The organism is Paraburkholderia sp. SIMBA_054 (assembly GCF_046534875.1).
GTDB lineage: Bacteria > Pseudomonadota > Gammaproteobacteria > Burkholderiales > Burkholderiaceae > Paraburkholderia > Paraburkholderia hospita.
In genome coordinates this window covers 82,167-102,127 of record NZ_JAWRXV010000030.1, presented here as the reverse complement: position 1 = coordinate 102,127, position 19,961 = coordinate 82,167, and the positions used below count along the sequence as shown (strand labels likewise).

Annotated in this window: 15 protein-coding genes and 1 pseudogene; 11 read left to right on the top strand and 5 right to left on the bottom strand. The window is 64.3% G+C overall.

The window, feature by feature from the left end; genetic code table 11:
* The first annotated feature begins 12 nt into the window (after positions 1-12).
* The 5 genes and pseudogenes from SB822_RS31525 to SB822_RS31505 form a co-directional block, all read left to right on the top strand.
* Positions 13-4,275, top strand: coding sequence for a YhdP family protein (locus tag SB822_RS31525; RefSeq protein ID WP_410856385.1), 4,263 nt, complete (start codon positions 13-15; stop codon positions 4,273-4,275).
* 114 nt (positions 4,276-4,389) lie between these two features.
* Positions 4,390-5,238 carry a carbon-nitrogen hydrolase family protein gene (locus SB822_RS31520; protein WP_007578603.1) on the top strand — a complete coding sequence of 283 codons (849 nt, stop codon included), beginning with the start codon at positions 4,390-4,392 and terminating at the stop codon, positions 5,236-5,238.
* A 98-nt stretch (positions 5,239-5,336) separates the two neighbouring features.
* Entirely contained in the window at positions 5,337-6,803 is a 1,467-nt protein-coding gene (gene tldD, locus SB822_RS31515; protein ID WP_007578605.1) for a metalloprotease TldD, read from the top strand.
* Positions 6,804-7,190: 387 nt separating this feature from the next.
* On the top strand, positions 7,191-8,264 hold the full coding sequence (aroG, locus tag SB822_RS31510; RefSeq protein ID WP_410856384.1) for a 3-deoxy-7-phosphoheptulonate synthase AroG: 1,074 nt from the start codon (positions 7,191-7,193) through the stop codon (positions 8,262-8,264).
* 125 nt (positions 8,265-8,389) lie between these two features.
* Positions 8,390-8,557 (top strand): annotated as a pseudogene (locus SB822_RS31505) (helix-turn-helix domain-containing protein); the annotation flags it as partial.
* 21 nt (positions 8,558-8,578) lie between these two features.
* Here the strand turns inward: SB822_RS31505 and SB822_RS31500 are convergent.
* The gene (locus SB822_RS31500) at positions 8,579-9,157 is read right to left on the bottom strand and encodes a cob(I)yrinic acid a,c-diamide adenosyltransferase (RefSeq protein WP_410856383.1); all 579 of its coding nucleotides are present in this window, start codon (positions 9,155-9,157) and stop codon (positions 8,579-8,581) included.
* Positions 9,158-9,351: 194 nt separating this feature from the next.
* Between SB822_RS31500 and SB822_RS31495 the strand changes: the two genes are divergently transcribed.
* The 6 genes from SB822_RS31495 (at position 9,352) to proC (ending at position 16,464) form a co-directional block, all read left to right on the top strand.
* Positions 9,352-10,764: an FAD-binding oxidoreductase gene (locus SB822_RS31495; protein WP_410856382.1), complete on the top strand. Its 1,413-nt coding sequence runs from the start codon at positions 9,352-9,354 to the stop codon at positions 10,762-10,764.
* 70 nt (positions 10,765-10,834) lie between these two features.
* Positions 10,835-12,340: an FAD-linked oxidase C-terminal domain-containing protein gene (locus SB822_RS31490; RefSeq protein WP_318228457.1), complete on the top strand. Its 1,506-nt coding sequence runs from the start codon at positions 10,835-10,837 to the stop codon at positions 12,338-12,340.
* Between the two features lie 158 nt (positions 12,341-12,498).
* Positions 12,499-13,587, top strand: a complete 1,089-nt coding sequence (gene glcE / locus SB822_RS31485; RefSeq protein WP_114221287.1) for a glycolate oxidase subunit GlcE — start codon at positions 12,499-12,501, stop codon at positions 13,585-13,587.
* 7 nt (positions 13,588-13,594) lie between these two features.
* Complete coding sequence (gene glcF / locus SB822_RS31480) at positions 13,595-14,821, top strand: glycolate oxidase subunit GlcF (RefSeq protein ID WP_410856381.1); 1,227 nt, start codon at positions 13,595-13,597, stop codon at positions 14,819-14,821.
* 118 nt (positions 14,822-14,939) lie between these two features.
* Complete coding sequence (locus tag SB822_RS31475) at positions 14,940-15,638, top strand: YggS family pyridoxal phosphate-dependent enzyme (protein WP_410856380.1); 699 nt, start codon at positions 14,940-14,942, stop codon at positions 15,636-15,638.
* 13 nt (positions 15,639-15,651) lie between these two features.
* The gene (proC, locus tag SB822_RS31470) at positions 15,652-16,464 is read left to right on the top strand and encodes a pyrroline-5-carboxylate reductase (protein WP_410856379.1); all 813 of its coding nucleotides are present in this window, start codon (positions 15,652-15,654) and stop codon (positions 16,462-16,464) included.
* Positions 16,465-16,542: 78 nt separating this feature from the next.
* Here proC and ubiA read toward each other — a convergent pair whose 3' ends face one another.
* From ubiA to SB822_RS31450, 4 genes are all read right to left on the bottom strand, one after another.
* Positions 16,543-17,406 carry a 4-hydroxybenzoate octaprenyltransferase gene (gene ubiA / locus SB822_RS31465; protein ID WP_007578625.1) on the bottom strand — a complete coding sequence of 288 codons (864 nt, stop codon included), beginning with the start codon at positions 17,404-17,406 and terminating at the stop codon, positions 16,543-16,545.
* 178 nt (positions 17,407-17,584) lie between these two features.
* Positions 17,585-18,073, bottom strand: a complete 489-nt coding sequence (locus tag SB822_RS31460; RefSeq protein WP_007578627.1) for a Dps family protein — start codon at positions 18,071-18,073, stop codon at positions 17,585-17,587.
* Positions 18,074-18,244: 171 nt separating this feature from the next.
* Positions 18,245-18,421, bottom strand: coding sequence for a hypothetical protein (locus SB822_RS31455; protein ID WP_410856378.1), 177 nt, complete (start codon positions 18,419-18,421; stop codon positions 18,245-18,247).
* Positions 18,422-18,474: 53 nt separating this feature from the next.
* Positions 18,475-19,929 (bottom strand): catalase, encoded by a 1,455-nt coding sequence (locus tag SB822_RS31450; RefSeq protein ID WP_410856377.1) that lies wholly within the window; start codon positions 19,927-19,929, stop codon positions 18,475-18,477.
* Positions 19,930-19,961: the final 32 nt, after the last annotated feature.

Below are 19,961 nucleotides of genomic sequence, written 5' to 3'. Positions count from 1 at the left end.
CCCCGTCGCAGCATGTCCGAGCGAAACTCATCCGCCGACCCGCACGAAGCTGGACGCGTCAAGCCCGTAGGCGGGCACGATCACGCAGTGCTGCGGCACACGCTGCGGGTCCTCCTTGGCATTGCGCTGTTCCTGTATTTCGTTGTCGTGCTGGCCGTGCTCGGCCTGCGCTACATCGTGCTGCCTCACGCCGATTCGTTCCGGCCGAAAATCGAGGCGGTCGTCTCCGAAAAAATTCACGCCCAGCTCAAGATCGGCAAGATCGCGCCGCACTGGACGGGCTTCCAGCCCGGCCTCGAAGTCACCGACGTCACCATCACCAACCGCGACGGCAAGGTCGCGCTGAACATTCCGCATGCGAGCGCGACCGTCTCGTGGTCGTCCGTCTGGAAGCTCGCGCCGATCCTGTCGAGCGTGATCGTCGACAAACCGGATGTGCTGATCGAGCGTGAAACGGACGGCTCGCTGACCGTCGCGGGCGTGATGGTGCCGACCACGCATTCAGGCAACGACACCTTCAGCACGTGGCTGCTGCGCCAGGAGGCGATGATCCTGCGCGGCGGCACGCTGCGCTGGCACGACGCGCGTCGCGACGCGCCCGAGATCGCGCTGCGGGACATCCGCCTCGCAATCCTCAGCGACGGCTACGATCACCGCCTCGCCCTGCAGGCGCCGCCCAACGGCAAGCTGCTGTTCGGCTCGCTCGACTTTCGCGCGCACTTCCGGCACACGCGCCTCGCGGCGATGGGCAAACCGATCAACTGGACGGGCGAGGCCTATATATCGGCGGGTCCCGTCGATCTGCCGACGCTCGCCCGCTACATGGACTTCCCGATCGAAACCTATGCGGGCCGCGTCGACAACGCGATCTGGCTGCAGTTCACGCAGGGCCGCGTGCGCTCGGCCTCGGGCGAACTGTCAGGCAACAACATCGCGCTGCGCGTGAAGCCGACGCAGCCGAAGCTCGACGTGCCCGTCGCGAACTTTTCGTGGGCTGTCGCGCACGACGGCGACGAGTGGACGCTCGACCTGAACAACCTGCGCGCTGAACTCGGTCAGCCGCCGCTCGACGACGGCACGCCCGTGGCCCGCATCCTCGCGCTGCACACGCTGTCGAGCCGCTACCGGATGCCGAGCGTCCAGCACGGCCAGTTGATCAGCATTTCAGGCGATCGCGTCGATCTCGGCGTGCTCGTGGAATTCAGCCGCGCGCTGCCGCTGCCCAAGCGCATTCTGAACAATCTCGTGCGCTTCGACCCGCGCGGGCTGGTAGCGAACTACACGATCGAGGTCGAGCGCGGCAAGCCCGATTCGGGCCAGGCCGCCACCGAGCATCGCGAGCCGGGCGCGGAACCCATCGTGCGGTATCGCTTCAAGGGCGATCTGCAGGGCATCAGCGTCGCCGCGCAGGAGCCGCCGCCGGGGCTGACCGCGAGGAACCACCCGCGCGCGGGCATTCCGGGCATCGAGAATCTGTGGGGCACGATCGACGCCGACGAAAAGCACGGCTCGATTTCCATCGATACAGCCAACGCCGCGCTCACGCTGCCCGGCGTATTCGACGACCCGCGACTCACGTTCGACCATCTGAGCGGCAAAGGCACGTGGACGATCGCGTCCGTCATCGATCCGGGCCAGCGGCACAAGGCGTTCAAGGTCGATGTGTCGGAACTGAAGGTGTCGAATGCGGATACGGCGGCAAAGGCGACGGCCAGCTACTCGAACGTCGGCAGCGGGCGTGGCTCGCTGGACCTGAAGGCCGACTTCGAGCGCGCAAAGGTCACGCGCATCACGCGCTACCTGCCGACCAGCATCAGCGAGAAGCTGCGAGTCTATCTGACCCACGGCTTGCAGGCGGGCGTGTCGCGCGGAGGCACGATCGAAATTCACGGCAATCTTGAGAAATTCCCCTACTCGCGCGACCCGAGCGCGGGCGTGTTCAGAATCGTCGCGCCGTTCAAGGGCGGGCGCTTCGACCCGTCGCCGTATCCGCCGCGCACGCTGAAAAACGGCGCACCGAACGTGTGGCCGGCGCTCGACGGCATCGACGGCACGTTCCAGCTGAAAGAGAAACTGCTGCGCTTCGACGTCGACCGCGCGCATTACAAGGGCGTCGCCATGCGCAAGGTGACGGGCAAGATCGACGACCTCGGCAACCGCGCATCGAGCCTCATCATCGCGGGCGACGGACACGGGCCGCTCGCCGACATGCTCGACTACGTGAACAACAGCGCGCTCGGCGGGATGGCGAAGCATGAAACAGAAAAGATTCATGCCGAAGGCCCCGCCGCGCTCGCGCTCAAGCTGACCGTGCCGCGCAACCCGCCCACGCCGCTGGGCGTCACACCGCCGAAACTGCGTGTCGCGGTGGAAGGCTCGCTCGCGTTCGAGAACGACCGGCTTGCCGTGGACAACGTCCCGCCGCTGTCGCAACTGCGCGGCAAAGTGCACTTCACCGAGCGCACCGCGCAGGTCGACGGGCTGACGGGGCAATTCATGGGAGGCGAGGTGCGCGCGAAAGGCGGGCTAAACGACAACGGCGCCTATGCGCTCAATCTGTCAGGCCAGGTCGCCGTCGAAGCCGCGCGCGGCCTGAACCTGCGCGGCCTGCCCGCGCAGGTGCTGACGCGGATGAACGGCAGCGCGCCCTATGACATCAGCGTGCGCGGCGCGAAAGGCCGTCTGCCCGACGTCGCCGTTCACTCGGACCTGACGGGGCTCGCGCTCAATTTCCCTGCGCCGTTCAACAAGCCAATCGGCACGCCGATGCCGCTCGATTTCACGTTCCGGCCGACTGTCGGGAACGGCAACAGCAGCGTGGACGCCGGCAACGGCGGCCAGAACGGCAACGACAGCGCGAACAGTAATGGCCTGCAACGCGCCGACCTCACGTTCGGCCCGATTGCGGCAACCTATCTGCTGCGGCACACGCCCGGCCAGCCGCCCGAAGTCGTGCGCGGCACGGTCGGCGTGAACCGGACGGCCGAGTTGCCGTCGGAAGGCGTGATCGCCGCAGTGGACATCGACGCGCTCGACGCCGACGCGTGGCGCGCCCTCTTCCTGCAGATGCGCAAGGCCAACGAAGGTGTCGCGCCCGTGCCGCCCAGCGCGACGGCCGCGCAGTTCACGCCGAACCGCTTCGCGATCCACATCGGCACGCTGACGTTGCTCAAGCGTCACTGGGAAAGCGTGGTGGTCGGTGCCTCGCACAACGACCGCCAGTGGCAGGCGAATATCGCGTCGAATCAGGTGTCGGGTCACGTGTCGTGGGTGCCGGGCGCGCAGCCGGGATCGCCGGGCACGCTGCAGGCGCGGCTCGCGCGGCTCGTGATTCCGTCCGCGACCGAGAACGATCTGCTTGGCCCCGCGATCAACCAGCCCGCGCAAAACATTCCGTCGATCGATCTCGTCGTCAACGAGCTGATCGTGCGCGAGCGCAACATCGGCAAGCTCGAAGTCAACGCGCATAACTTCGAGGACAACGGCACGCCCGTCTGGCAACTCGATTCGCTCGAAATCAGCAACCCGGCCGCCGCATTGAAGGCGACCGCGAACTGGCGCACGGGCCGAAATTACGGCGCGAACCAGGACGACGAAGCCGAGCGGAGCACCGAGCTCGATTTCAAGCTGGACATCAAGGACGCAGGTCTGCTGCTCGAACGCGCCGGCCTGCCTCGCACGCTGAAGGCGGGCGAAGGGTCGCTGGCGGGCAAACTCGGCTGGCGCGGCGGCCCGACCAAGCCCGACTATCCGACGCTCAACGGCAATCTCGCCGTCGATCTGCGGCACGGGCAGATTCTCAAGGTCGATCCGGGCGTCGCGAAGCTGCTCGGCGTGCTGAGCCTGCAAAGCCTTGCGCGCTACGCGTCGATGAATTTCCGTGACGTGATCGGCGAAGGGCTGCCGTTCGAGCACGTCACGGGGACCGCGCAGGTCGTGAACGGCATCGGCTCGACGAACAACTTCGAACTGGTGACAGCGCCCGCGCGCGCCGAAATGAAAGGCAGCGTCGACATGACGACCGAAACGCAGAATCTGAACGTCCATGTCGTGCCGACCATCAGCGCGGGCGCGGGCGTCGTCGCGGCGGCCATCATCAATCCGCTGCTCGGCATTGCCGCGCTGGTCGGCGATTTTGCGTTGTCGCATTCGATCGAACATGCGTTCGCACGCGATTACTCGATCACGGGCTCATGGGCCAAACCGCACGTCGAGCGGGTACATGGAGATAGCGGTAATATGAACGCGCCGGCCGCCATCGCGACGCCGAACTGAGGGCCGAACCGCGGTTCCGAGGTTTCTGGCGATGGCTGGCGCGCCCTATGAATCGGGCGCGAACGCCGCCGTCCGCTGTCCGTACTGCCCATTGCAGGAGTCTTTCGAACGCCTATGAGCGACCTGAACACGCAGTCCGCGAAGTCCTTTCCCCACGCTGGTCCCTTCCGCGTCGCCGCGCTGCAAATGGTGAGCACGCCGGACCGCGACCGCAATCTCGCCGATGCCGACCACCTGATCGCGCAAGCCGCCGCCGACGGCGCGCAGCTCGTCCTGCTGCCCGAGTACTTCTGCTTCATGGGCTACAAGGACACCGACAAGCTCACCGTGCGCGAACCGTACGGCGACGGCCCGATCCAGCGCTTTCTCGCCGACGCCGCGCGCCGGCACAAGGTCTGGGTGATCGGCGGCACGCTGCCTTTGACGGCGCCTGAAGAAACGCGCGTGCTGAACACGACGCTCGTGTTCGATCCGCAGGGCAACGAGGCCGCGCGCTACGACAAGATCCATCTGTTCAACTTCGAGAAAGGCGAGGAATCGTTCGACGAGGCGCGCACGATCCGCCCCGGCGACACCGTCCGCACGTTCGACGCGCCGTTCGGGCGCGTCGGCCTGTCCGTCTGCTACGATCTACGCTTTCCCGAGCTGTACCGGCGCATGGGCGACTGCGCGCTGATCGTCGTGCCGTCCGCCTTCACGTACACGACGGGCCGCGCGCACTGGGAAACGCTGCTGCGCGCGCGGGCTGTCGAGAATCAGTGCTACGTGCTGGCCGCTGCGCAGGGCGGCAAGCATGAGAACGGCCGGCGCACGTGGGGCCACACCATGCTGATCGACCCGTGGGGCGAAATCATCGACGTGCGCGACGAAGGCGCGGGCGTCGTCGCGGGCAATATCGAGCGCTCACGTATCGACGAAGTCCGGCAGAGTCTGCCGGCCTGGCGTCACCGCGTGCTCAGCTGATTACGTTTGACATGAACCGCACGTATTGAAAGTGCCGCCAAAGTCACCCATGTGACTGGCGTGCACCCACCGAATACCCTGAATCGAGCGAACTTCGCATGAACATCATCGAACCCAGCATCCGTAATCTCGCGACGGCCAAAGACGTACTCCTCACGCCGTACGGCCTCGACGAAGGCGTGCTGACCCGCACGCTCGCCGAAATCTTCACGCATCGCGTCGACTACGCGGACCTCTATTTCCAGGCCACGCGCAGCGAAGCGTGGAGCCTCGAGGAAGGCATCGTCAAATCGGGCAGCTTCAGCATCGACCAGGGCGTCGGCGTGCGCGCCGTGTCGGGCGACCGCACGGCGTTCGCATATTCGGACGACCTGTCGCCCGAAGCGATCCGCCAGGCCGCGATCGCCACGCGCGCAATCGCGAAAGCGGGCGGCGGCAAGCAGAAGATCAAGGCGGCATCGACGCTGACGGGCGTGTCCGGGCGCGATCTGTATCTGCCGTCCGATCCGCTGCATTCACTCGACGCCACCGCGAAGGTCAAGCTGCTCGAGCGCATCGAACAGATGGCGCGCGGCCGCGATCCGCGCATCACGCAGGTGATGGCCGGCCTCGCGGGTGAATACGACGTCGTGCTGGTTGCGCGCAGCGACGGCGCGCTGGCGGCGGACATCCGCCCGCTCGTGCGCGTGTCGGTGACGGTGATCGCCGAGCAGAACGGCCGTCGCGAAATCGGCAGCGGCGGCGGCGGCGGACGTTACGACTACGGCTATTTCACGGATGAACTTCTGTCGAAGTACGTCGACGACGCTGTGCACGCGGCTTTGGTGAACCTCGACGCGCGTCCGGCCCCTGCCGGCGCGATGACGGTCGTGCTCGGACCGGGCTGGCCCGGCGTTCTGCTGCACGAAGCGATCGGCCACGGTCTGGAAGGCGACTTCAACCGCAAGGGCTCGTCGGCGTTCGCCGGGCGCATTGGGGAGCAGGTCGCGGCGAAAGGCGTCACAGTGGTCGACGACGGCACGCTGCCGAATCGCCGCGGGTCGCTCAACATCGACGACGAAGGCAACCCGACGCAGTGCACGACGCTGATCGAAGACGGCATCCTGAAGGGCTACATCCAGGACACGCTGAACGCGCGCCTGATGAAAATGCCCGTGACGGGCAACGCGCGCCGCGAATCGTATGCCGCCCTGCCGATGCCGCGCATGACCAACACGTACATGCTCAACGGCGACAAGGATCCGCAGGAAATCATCGCGTCCGTGAAGAACGGCCTGTATGCGGTGAACTTCGGCGGCGGCCAGGTCGACATCACGAACGGCAAGTTCGTGTTCTCGGCATCCGAGGCGTACATGATCGAAAACGGCAAGATCACGTATCCCGTCAAGGGCGCGACGCTGATCGGCAGCGGCCCGGAGTCGCTCAAATATGTGAGCATGATCGGTAACGACATGTCGCTGGATACGGGCGTCGGCGTGTGCGGCAAGGAAGGCCAGAGCGTGCCCGTCGGAGTCGGTCAGCCTACGCTGCGCATCGACAAGATGACGGTCGGCGGAACGGTGTGATTCTTGTTGTCCCGCACGTTTCGCGCATTAAGAGCGCGAAACGTGCGGATTTTCCGCATTTTTAGGGCCTGCAGCTTGCCAGCCGAGCAAACCTCGGGTTATAAAGCCAATCAACCTTTTTGACGAGCCATCCCTTTTTCGCCATGTCCGCCAAGTTTTATTTTTATTTCTTTTGGGCATCTCAGACCGCTGGCGGATCGAGAGGGGTGTGAACGTACATAAGCACCTGAAATTCCCGAAAAAACCGCCAGCGAGTCTGGCGGTTTTTTTTTCGTCCCTAACAACTTTGACTGTGACCTTTTTAGCCTGTTGACCTGTTCGCTGCGGCGCCGTCGTCAGATAGCAAACCGCTTGAACCGCGCTACTAAACGAATCGAGGAGAAACCCATGCCCCCGCACAATACCGACGATGTCCGCATCCGCGAATTGAAAGAACTGACGCCGCCCGCGCACCTGATCCGCGAATTCCCGTGCGACGAGAAGGTGTCGGACCTGATCTTCAACGCGCGCCAGTCGATGCATCGGATCCTGCACGGCATGGACGACCGCCTGATCGTCATCGTCGGGCCTTGCTCGATTCACGACACGAAGGCCGCGATGGAATACGCCGGCCGCCTGATCGAGCAGCGCAAGCGTTTCGCGGGCGAACTGGAAGTCGTGATGCGCGTGTACTTCGAAAAGCCGCGCACGACGGTGGGCTGGAAGGGCCTCATCAACGACCCGTACATGGACAACAGCTTCAAGATCAACGACGGCCTGCGCGCCGCGCGCGAACTGCTGGTGAAGATCAACGAGCTGGGGCTGCCCGCCGGCACCGAATACCTCGACATGATCAGCCCGCAGTACATCGCCGATCTGATCTCGTGGGGCGCGATCGGCGCACGCACGACGGAGTCCCAGGTGCATCGTGAACTCGCGTCGGGCCTGTCGTGCCCGGTCGGCTTCAAGAACGGCACCGACGGCAACGTGAAAATCGCCGTCGACGCGATCAAGGCGGCATCGCAGCCGCACCATTTCCTGTCGGTGACCAAGGGTGGCCACTCGGCGATCGTTTCGACGGCAGGCAATGAGGACTGCCACATCATCCTGCGCGGCGGCAAGACGACGAATTACGACGCCGACAGCGTGAACGCCGCGTGCAGCGACATCGGCAAGGCCGGCCTTGCAGCGCGCCTGATGATCGACGCGAGCCACGCAAACAGCTCGAAGAAGCACGAGAACCAGATTCCCGTGTGCGCGGATATCGGCCGTCAGATCGCGGCGGGCGACGAGCGCATCGTCGGCGTGATGGTCGAATCGCATCTCGTCGCGGGCCGTCAGGACCTGCAGGAAGGCTGCGAGTTGACCTACGGCCAGAGCGTCACGGACGCCTGCATCGGCTGGGACGACAGCATCGGCGTGCTGGAAGGTCTCGCGGATGCCGTCAAGCAGCGCCGCATTGCGCGCGGCAGCGGCAACTGAACGCTGCGGTTCTCTCATACACATGTCGCGCCCGGCTCATGCAGCCGGGCTTTTTTTTGGCCATTCGGCCGAATCGAATTTCCTCCTCCCTTTCGGTACCTTCAAATCTCGTTCCGGTGTTTGCGTGGATCAAGCAGCATCATCTTATGCAGTCTGAAGCTGCGGAAATCCTGATGGTGTCGCTGCCGCGCGTGTCGGATGTCGTCAACAAGAAGACGGCCAAATTCACCATTGATACCCTCGTCGAAATGATGAGCCGTATCGGTAAGCCTGTGACGCTCGCGGTTGGCTGAGCGTCCTTGCAGGTCGCACCGCTATTCGCCGCGCTGCGTGTCCGGCCTGTTCGCGCCGCGGTCGTGCCGCCATAGCACGTCGCTGCCGCCGTCCACGCGGTTCAGCACGCGTGCCAGCACGAACAGCAGATCGGACAGCCGGTTCACATACCGGCGCGGCGCATCGTTGATCGTCTCGACAACGCCGAGCGCGACGATCGCGCGTTCCGCGCGCCGGCAAACGGTGCGGCACACATGCGCAAGCGAAGCGGCGCGCGTGCCTGCCGGCAAAATGAATTCCTTGAGCGGCGGCAGCGTCGCGTTGTATTCGGCAAGCCACGCATCGAGTTGCGCGAGATGGGTATCGGTAATCATCGAATGGCCCGGGATGCATAGTTCGCCGCCGAGATCGAACAGATCGTGCTGGATCGACGTGAGCGCGGCGCGGACATCGTCGGGCAAGGTTTCGCACAGCAGCACGCCGATGTTCGAGTTCAATTCATCGACGTCGCCGATTGCGGCAATGCGCGCGTCGTCCTTGCGCACACGCTTGCCGTCGCCGAGACCTGTGGTGCCGTCGTCGCCAGTGCGCGTCGCGATCTTGCTCAAGCGGTTGCCCATGATGTCCGTGTCCTCATAATGTTCCGCGATGCATCCGTCCGGATATATCGCAGCATGCCGTTCAGCATCGATCCATTATAAGGATGATGGGGCTAACCCTTGCCGCGCCCGTCTGCAAGCATGGCGCCGCGCCAGCGGTCGATGGGCGTAAAATGGGCATCAACCATCAGAATATTCGCCAACAGGAGACGCAGGTGAACCATCCCGTGCCGCCCGCCCCCGTGCGCCGCCCCTTTCCTCCTGAACTTCTCACTGCGCTCAAGTCGGCATTCGGCGAACGCGTATCCACGTCCGAAGCCGTCCGAACCCATCACGGCCGCGACGAGTCGCCATTCGATCCGCAACTGCCCGATGCCGTCGTCTTCGCGCACAGTACCGAAGACGTACAGAACATCGTCAAGCTGTGCGGTCAATACGACGTGCCCATCATTCCGTATGGCAACGGTTCTTCGCTCGAAGGCCATCTGCTCGCCGTGCAAGGCGGCGTGTCGATCGATCTTTCAGGAATGAACCGCGTGCTGTCGATCAACGCGGAAGATCTGACCGTCACCGTCGAGCCCGGCATTTCGCGCAAACAGTTGAACGTAGCGTTGCGGGACACCGGTCTGTTCTTCCCCATCGACCCCGGCGCCGATGCGAGCATCGGCGGGATGTCGGCGACGCGCGCGTCGGGCACGAACGCCGTGCGCTACGGCACGATGCGCGAAAACGTACTCGGCCTGACCGTCGTGCTCGCGGATGGCCGCGTGACCCAGACGGGCACGCGCGCGCGCAAGTCGTCGGCGGGCTACGACCTCACGCGCCTGTTCGTCGGCTCGGAAGGCACGCTCGGCGTGATCACCGAAATCACCGTGCGCCTGTACCCGCAGCCCGAAGCGGTATCGGCGGCTGTCTGCACGTTCCCTTCAATGGGCGATGCCGTGCGCGCAGTGATCGAAACCATCCAGATCGGCGTGCCGATCGCGCGCGTCGAGTTCGTCGATTCGCTCGCCGTCCGCTCGATCAACCGTCATTCGAACCTGACGCTGCGCGAAGCGCCCACGCTGTTCTTCGAGTTTCACGGCACGGAAGCCAGCGTGAAGGAACAAGCCGGGCTGGTGCAGGAAATCGCCGCGCAGAACAGCGGCGAAGGCTTCGAGTGGGCGACGCGTCCGGAAGACCGCAGCCGTCTGTGGAACGCGCGTCACAACGCGTACTTTGCGATGCTGCAACTCAAGCCCGGCAGCCGCGCCGTCACCACCGACGTTTGCGTGCCCATCTCGCGGCTTGCCGAATGCGTGGTCGAAACGGAAGAAGACCTGAAAGCCTCGCCGCTGCCCTGCCCGATCGTCGGGCACGTCGGCGACGGCAACTTCCACGTCGCGATGCTGATCGATCCGAACAAGCCGGAAGAACTGGAGGAAGCCGAGCGCCTGAATCATCGCATCGTGCAGCGCGCGCTCCGCATGGACGGCACCTGCACGGGCGAACATGGCGTGGGCCTGCACAAGATGGGCTTTCTGGTTGAAGAACACGGCCCCGTTGCCGTCGACGTGATGCGCTCGATCAAGCATTCGCTCGATCCGCGCAACCTGATGAATCCGGGCAAGATCTTTACGTGGGCCTAGGCCGGGCATAACCGTAGAGCTGGCTGCGCAGCGCAACGACGCGCGCGGCCGTCGATGGAGGAGACATTCCATGAACGCACCCGGCGAGCTGTCCCCCGAGCTGTCGCCCGAGATGCTTGCGCAACGTCAGCGCGAAGTCGTGCAGGCGTTGATGGCCGTGCTGCCAACGCATTGCCTTTTGTATCGCGAAGAAGACACCGTCGCGTACGAGTGCGACGGTCTGGCCGCGTATCGGCGCTTGCCGCTGGCCGTCGCGTTGCCCGAGACGGAATCTCAGGTGCAGCGCATCGTGCAGATCTGCCACCGGTTGAACGTGCCGATCGTGCCGCGCGGCGCGGGCACGAGCCTGTCGGGCGGCGCGATGCCGATCCGGCATGGCGTCGTCGTGTCGCTCGCGCGCTTTCGCAAGATCATCGAAGTCGACCCGTATGCGCGCACGGCAACCGTGCAGCCGGGCGTACGCAACCTGTCGATCTCCGAAGCGGCCGCGCCTTATGGTCTCTACTATGCGCCCGACCCTTCGTCGCAGATCGCCTGCACGATCGGCGGCAACGTCGCGGAAAATTCCGGCGGCGTGCACTGCCTGAAGTACGGACTGACCGTCCATAACGTGATGCGCGTGCGCGCGGTCACGATGGAAGGCGAAATCGTTGAGTTCGGCTCGCTCAGTCCGGACGCGCCGGGCCTCGATCTGCTCGCTGTCGTGATCGGCAGCGAAGGCATGTTTGCGATCGTCACGGAAGTCACGGTCAAGCTGATTCCCAAGCCACAGGCCGCGCAGGTCATCATGGCGAGTTTCGACGACGTCGTGAAAGGCGGCGACGCCGTCGCGGGCATCATCGCCGCGGGCATCATCCCCGCCGGCCTGGAAATGATGGACAAGCCAGCCACGCGCGCCGTCGAGGAATTCGTGCAAGCGGGCTACGACCTCGACGCGGCGGCCATCCTGCTGTGCGAGTCGGACGGCACGCCCGAGGAAGTGAGCGAAGAAATCGTCCGGATGACGGCGGTATTACGCGAGCACGGCGCCACGCGCATCCAGATTTCGCGCACCGAGGCCGAACGGCTGCGCTTCTGGTCAGGCCGCAAAAATGCGTTCCCGGCTGCCGGCCGTATTTCGCCCGACTACTACTGCATGGACGGCACCGTGCCGCGCCGCAGCATCGGGCCGCTGCTCGCACGCATCGAAGAGATGGAAAAGAAGTACAACCTGCGCTGCATCAACGTGTTCCATGCGGGCGACGGCAACATGCATCCGCTGATCCTGTTCAACGGCAACGATCTCGACGAGTGGCACCGTGCCGAGGCATTCGGCTGCGACATTCTCGAAACATGCGTCGAACTGGGTGGAACGGTGACGGGCGAGCATGGCGTGGGCATCGAGAAAATCAATTCGATGTGCGTGCAGTTTTCGCCGGAAGAACGCGATGCGTTCCACGCGGTCAAGCGCGCCTTCGATCCCGCCTGCCTGCTCAATCCCGACAAGGGCATCCCGACGCGCGCCCGCTGCGCCGAGTACGGCAAGATGCATGTGCGCGGAGGGCTACTGCCTCATCCCGATATACCTCGTTTTTGAGTACCCGTTTTTGAGCACCCCTTGCGCCGCCGGACCATGCGCGCCTTTGAAACAACATAACGCATAAGCGCAGCAGTACGTTTCATACGGGTCCGAACCGGGTTGCGAGCGCGGCTTGCCTCGGTACAATCGAAAGCACTACAACGAAGCAACGCACCATGAAAGAGGACGACATCGTCGCCGCGTGGTCGGAACGGGTTCGCGCTGCCACGGCCGCGCAGCAGCCGATCCGCATCCGTGGCGGTGGCACGAAGGACTGGTACGGCCAGTCATTGCAGGGTGAGGTCCTCGACACGCGCGCGCATCGCGGCGTCATCGCCTATGATCCGGCCGAACTGGTCATCACGGCGCGCGCCGGCACGCCGCTCCTCGAAATCGAAGCGGCGCTTGCTGAACACGACCAGATGCTCGCTTTCGAGCCGCCTCACTTCGGCCCGCAAGCGACGCTTGGCGGCTGCATTGCGGCTGGCATTGCTGGTCCGCGCCGTCATTCGGCGGGCGCGGCCCGGGACTTCGTGCTCGGCGCCGTCGTCATGAACGGCCAGGGCCAGGTGCTGACATTCGGCGGCCAAGTCGTGAAAAACGTTGCCGGTTACGACGTATCCCGGCTGATGGCGGGTTCTCTAGGAACGCTCGGGCTGATTCTCCAGTTGTCCGTCAAGGTGTTGCCGCGCCCGAAGGCCGAAGCGACGCTCAAGTTCGACATGAACGGCACCGACGCCGTCCGCAAGCTCAACGAATGGGGCGGCCGCCCGCTTCCCATCACGGGCAGCGCGTGGCGACACGGCACGCTCGCCGTGCGGCTTGGCGGCGCCGAGGCGGCCGTCAAGTCGGCGCGCACGTCGCTGGGCGGTGAGGTGGTCGATGCCGTCGAAGCCGAACGCTTCTGGGCGGGCCTGCGCGAACAGACCGATCCGTTCTTCGCGGCGATCGCGCCGAAATCCGCGCTCTGGCGCCTCGCGCTGCCGACCATCACCGAGCCGCTGCAACTGCCCGGCGCGCAACTGATGGAATGGGGCGGCGCGCAACGCTGGTGGATCACCGACGCCGACGCGCAGACCGTGCGCATCAGCGCGAAACAGGCGGGCGGCCACGCGACGATCTTCCGCACCGGCCTCGGCTACGACCGCGGCGCAGGCGTGTTCACGCCGCTGCCCGCACCGCTGATGAAGATCCATCGCGGCCTGAAAGCTGCCTTCGACCCGGCCCGCATCTTCAACCGCGGCCGGTTGTACTCCGACTTCTGAGCGCCTGATGCAAACCAATCTCGCCGACTTCATGCGCAACACGCCAGACGGTGAAGAAGCCGACGCCATCCTGCGCAAATGCGTGCATTGCGGCTTTTGCACGGCCACCTGCCCGACCTATCAGTTGCTCGGCGACGAGCTCGACGGTCCGCGCGGGCGCATCTATCTGATCAAGCAGATGGTGGAAGGCGCGCCCGTCACGCGCAGCACGCAGCTGCATCTGGACCGTTGCCTCACGTGCCGCAGCTGCGAATCGACCTGCCCTTCCGGCGTGCAGTACGGCAAGCTCATCGAGATAGGCCGCAAGCTCACCGAAGAGAAAGTGCCGCGCCCGTTCGGCCAGCGCCTGATGCGCCGGATGCTGGCGAGCTTCGTGCCGAACAGCACGCTGTTCACGCCCGCGATGCGACTTGGCCAGCACTTCCGCCCGCTGCTGCCGAAGAAACTGCGGGACAAGGTACCGCAACGCCAGCGCCAGCTCGAATGGCCGACGGCGACGCATCCGCGCAAGATGCTGATGCTGGCAGGCTGCGTGCAGCCTTCGATGATGCCGAACGTCAACATTGCGACGGCGCGCGTGCTGGACGCGCTCGGCGTTCAGACCGTGATTGCGCCGGAAGCAGGCTGTTGCGGCGCGATCCGCCTGCACCTCGGCTACAACGACGAGGCGCTCGACGATGTGCGGCAAAACATCGACGCGTGGTGGCCACATGTCGAACAGGGCGCTGAGGCGATCGTGATGAACGCCTCGGGCTGCGGCGCAACGGTCAAGGAATACGCGCACCTGCTGCGCAACGACCCCGCCTATGCGGAAAAAGCGAAACGCATTGTCGAACTGACGCGCGACATCAGTGAAATCCTGCCGGACTTCGAAGAAGCGCTGACGCCCCTCACGCGCCGCCGCGCGATACACACCGTGGCGTATCACGCGCCCTGCACGCTGCAACATGGCCAGCAGATTCGCGGCAAGGTCGAGCACCTGCTGAACGCGCTCGGCATCGACGTCCGGCTGCCCGCCGATAGCCATCTGTGTTGCGGCTCGGCCGGCACCTATTCGCTCACGCAGCCCGCGCTTTCGTACGCATTACGCAACCAGAAGCTGGAAAAGCTGAAGGCACAGGAGCCACAGATCATCGTGTCTGCGAATGTGGGCTGCATTGCGCATCTACAAAGCGGTACCTCCACGCCTGTCGTGCATTGGGTCGAGCTCGTCGAGCACATGCTCGCGTCCTGATCGACAGGATCGGTTACGGACGGGTTGCGCGCAACCTGGCCATTCGGCCAGGTCGTGACGCGCGGGCGGCGTCCGTATAATTCGATTCGTCGCCCCTCGCATCGGTACTCAACGTTTCATGCCCGCTCTCGCTCACAATCTCGACGCAGTGCATCAGCGCATCGCCCTCGCCGCGCAGGTCGCGGGCCGCGATCCGCGTTCCATTGCGCTGCTGGCCGTCTCCAAGACGTTTCCCGCCGAAGACGTTCGCGCCGCGCATGCCGCGGGCCAGCGCGCGTTCGGCGAAAACTACGTGCAGGAAGCGCTGACGAAAATCGAGGCGTTGTCCGACCTGCGCGCATCGCTCGACTGGCATTTCATCGGGCCGCTGCAATCGAACAAGACGCGTCCCGTCGCCGAAAACTTCGACTGGGTGCATTCCGTCGACCGGCTGAAGATCGCGCAGCGTCTGTCGGAGCAGCGGCCCGATGCGCTGACGCCGCTCAATGTTTGCCTGCAGGTGAACATCAGCGGCGAGGCATCGAAGAGCGGCGTGATGCCAGACGAAGCCGCCGATGTCGCGCGCCAGATTGCCTCGCTGCCCAGGCTGCGTCTGCGTGGCCTGATGGCGATTCCCGAACCGGCGGGCGACGTCGAGCAGCAACGCGCGCCGCATCGCGCGTTGCGCGAGCTGTTCGAAAAACTGCGCGCGGAAGGTCTCGAACTCGACACGCTGTCGATGGGCATGTCGGGCGATCTCGAAGCAGCCGTGCTCGAAGGCGCGACCATCGTGCGTATTGGCACCGCCATCTTCGGCGCCCGCGATTACTCTCACTGAACTTCCGAACATCATGAAAATTGCCTTCATCGGCGGCGGCAACATGGCCGCTGCACTCATCGGCGGTCTGATCAAGCGTGGCGTTGCGCCGTCGGATATCCGCGCAATCGACCCCAACGAAGACGCGCGCAAGCGCAGCGAGCAGCAATTCGGCATCGCCACGAGCGCTTCGGCGGATGCGTCGCTGCAATCGTTCGAGGCGATCGTGCTCGCCGTGAAGCCGCAGATCGTCAAGGACGTCGCAGCAGCGCTCGCGCCGCATCTGTCAGCGTCGCAACTCGTCATCAGCATCGTCGCGGGGATTCGCGGCGCGGACCTCGGGCGCTGGCTCGGCGGTCACGCGCGTCTCGTGCGCACCATGCCGAACACGCCTGCGCTGATCGGCATGGGCGTGACAGGACTCGTCGCGGAAGGCGTCGATGCAGCGGGACGCGAGCTGGCCTCGCAGGTGCTCGGCGCGGTCGGCCAGACAGTGTGGTTCGACGACGAAGCGAAGATCGACGCCGTCACCGCGATCTCCGGCAGCGGCCCGGCCTACGTGTTCTATTTCATCGAGGCGATGCAGGAAGCAGCGCGTCAGCTCGGCATGGACGAAGAGCAAGGCCGCGCACTGGCCGTCGCGACGTTCACGGGTGCGGCGCAACTCGCTGCGCAGTCGGGCGAACCGGCAAGCGTGCTGCGCGAGCGGGTGACGTCGAAGGGCGGCACGACGGCCGCCGCGCTCGCCGCGTTCGACGCGCAAGGCGTGAAGGACGCAATCGTGCGCGGCGCGCTGGCTGCGGACGCGCGCGCGCGTGAAATGGGCGAGGAATTCGGCAAACAGTGATGTCGCTTGCCTGAATGGCACGGGCGGACGAAGCAGCGATGCGCGTGCTTCGTCTCGCCGGACACTAGCGAATAGCGTCTAGAACGCCTGCGCCGCGTAATGTGCGGCAATGCCGGCGAACAACGCGCCGCCGAGCCAGTTGTTATGCCGGAACGCCGCGAAACACGGCATGCGTTCACGGTCCTTGATCAGCGTGTAGTGATAGACGGCACAGCCCGCCGCCGCGGCAAGACCGATCCAGTACAGCACGCCAAAGCTCAGTGCAACGCCGATGCCGACGTAGATGCCGAGCGTCACCGCGTAGCAGAGCATGATCGCGAGTACGTCGAAGCGGCCGAACGTCAATGCAGACGTGCGAATGCCGATCTTGATATCGTCGTCGCGATCGACCATCGCGTATTCGGTGTCGTACGCGACCGACCAGAACACGTTCGCAATCAGCATCACCCACGCGAGCAGCGGCACCTGATTCTGGATGGCGGCGAACGCCATTGGAATGCCGAAGCCGAACGCGATGCCCAGATACGCCTGCGGAATCGCGAAAAAGCGCTTCGTGAACGGATACGTGCCGGCGACGAACAGCGCGGCTACCGACAGCTCCTTCGTCAGCGCATTGAGCGGCAGGATCAACAGGAACGCGATAAGCGAAAGCCCCGCTGCCAGCGCCACCGCTTCCCATGCCTTGATCTTGCCCGACGTGATCGGCCGGTTTTCGGTGCGCTTCACATAGCGGTCGAAGTCGCGATCCGCGTAGTCGTTGATCGCGCAGCCGGCCGAGCGCATCAGTATCGTGCCGAGCGCGAAGATCACCAGCAAGGACAGCGACGGATGACCATCCGACGCAATCCACAACGCGTTGAGAGTGGGCCACAGCAGCAGCAGGCTGCCGATCGGCTTGTCCATGCGGACAAGGCGCAGATAGAGCGGGAGTCGGGCGAACATGGCGGTGCGCGGAGATACGATTCCCGTATTTTAGAGCAGCGCGCGCGGCAACCTCTTTCGAACGCGCAGGCACAAAGCAAAAGCCCGGCGGAATCTAACCCGCCGGGCTTTCTTTGCCACATCTGCAGCGCGGCAGCAGGCGCTTCAAACCAGCTCCCGCGCTACGCTGTGACAGCGATTACGCCAGCATCGAACGCAGCATCCACGCGTTCTTTTCGTGCGTCTGCATGCGTTGCGTCAGCAGGTCGGCCGTCGGCTCGTCGTGAGCAGCGTCCGTCACCGGGAAGATCGCGCGCGCGGTGCGCACTACGGATTCCTGGCCTTCCACCAGCTGGCGGATCATGTCTTCCGCGGCCGGCACGCCGTCCGCTTCAGCGATCGACGACAGCTTCGCAAATTCCTTGTAGCTGCCCGGCGCCGCGACGCCCAGCGCGCGGATGCGCTCGGCGATCAGATCGACGGCCAAGGCCAGTTCCGTGTACTGCGTTTCGAACATCAGATGCAGTGTGTTGAACATCGGACCCGTCACGTTCCAGTGGAAGTTGTGGGTCTTCAGATATAGCGTGTACGTGTCGGCGAGAAGACGCGAGAGACCTTCTGCGATTTTCTTGCGATCCTTGTCGCTGATACCAATGTTGACGTGCTGTACGGCTTCTTTCTTGGCCATGATGACTCCTTTTAAGAGTGATACGAACCGGTCTGCATGCCCGGAACTGCGCGTGTGCAATCGTTCAACGCTCGAACGCCCGCCAGTTTATCGTAGAACTGACAACCGTTCGCGAGACCCAACGCCGCGCTGCTCATGCCTTCCAGACCACGCATGGCCATGCGCGATTCGTCATCCGTGAACTGCGTGCACGAGACTCGCGACGATCGTCACATAGCCACTGCCGAGGATCGCGAAACCCACGAGCTTCCGGAAAAGCACAGGGCCGTTCACCTGTTGCGCGACGCTGGGGGTGTCACCCGCGTTGCCTGCCTGAAAACCGACTGCGTTCATCACCATCTGAACCATGATCTTTCTCCGCGTGGACGACAGCACCTTGCCACCGTCCACGAACTGATACGTTACTTCGCGTTCGCTTTTGCGAGCGCCTCGATTGCCGCGATCACGCCATCGGCATACGCCGGGTCGATCTTGCGGAAGTGCTCGACCTGGCGCGCGACGATATCGGCGGGCACGCCTTCGATCGCCCGCGCGATGTTGCCGAACAGACGCCCACGCTGCGCGTCGTCGAAGATCCGGAACAGCGCGGCCGGCTGGCTGTAGTAGTCGTCGTCCTCGCGATGGTTGTAGTGATCGACATTGCCTGCCGCGAGCGGCGGCTCGATCGCGTTACGGTCCTGCGCGAGGTCGCCGAAACGGTTCGGCTCGTAGTTCACGTTGCCACCAAGATTGCCGTCCACTCGCATGCCGCCGTCGCGATGGAACGAGCGCACATTCGGCGCGCGCGACGCGTTCACGGGAATCAGATGGTGATTCACGCCGAGGCGATAGCGCTGCGTGTCGCCGTACGAGAACAAACGCCCTTGCAACAGACGGTCCGGCGAGAAGCCGATGCCCGGCACCACGTTGGCCGGCGTGAATGCTGCCTGCTCGACATCCGAGAAGTAGTTCTGCGCGTTGCGGTTCAATTCGATCACGCCGACGTCGATCAGCGGATAGTCTTTGTACGGCCAGACCTTCGTGACATCGAACGGGTTGTAGCGATACGTCGCCGCGTCCGCTTCGGGCATCACCTGAATCTGAAAACGCCACTTCGGGAAGTTGCCCTCGTCGATCGATCCGACCAGATCACGCTGCCCGCTTTCACGATCGCGCGCGACCACTTGCGCGGCCTCTTCGTCGGTGTAGTTCTCGATGCCCTGCATTGACTTGAAGTGGAACTTCACCCAGAAGCGCTCGTTGTCGGCATTGATGAACGAATACGTGTGCGAGCCGAAGCCGTGCATCTGCCGATAATTCTTCGGAATGCCGCGATCGCTCATCACGATCGTCACCTGATGCAGCGACTCCGGATGATGCGCAAAAAAGTCCCACGCATTCGTCGCGCTGCGCATGTTCGTGTACGGATCGCGCTTTTGCGTGTGGATGAAGTCCGGAAACTTCAACGGATCGCGGATGAAGAACACGGGCGTGTTGTTGCCGACCACGTCCCAGTTGCCCTCCTCCGTATAGAACTTGATCGAGAAGCCGCGCACGTCGCGTTCGGCGTCGGCGGCACCACGCTCGCCCGCCACAGTCGAAAACCGCATGAACAGCGGCGTTTCCTTGCCGACTTCCGCAAACACCTTCGCCTTCGTATAGCGCGAGATGTCGTGCGTCACCTTGAACGTGCCGAACGCGCCCGAGCCCTTCGCGTGAACGCGGCGCTCGGGAATCACTTCGCGGTCGAAGTGCGCGAGCTTTTCGATCAGCCACACGTCCTGCAGCGCGACGGGGCCGCGCGGGCCAGCCGTCAGCGAGTTCTGGTTGTCGGCGACGGGTGCGCCCGAGGCGGTGGTGAGGTTGCGTTCAGACATAGTTATTCTCCGGGTGATCCTAAGGAATGCGG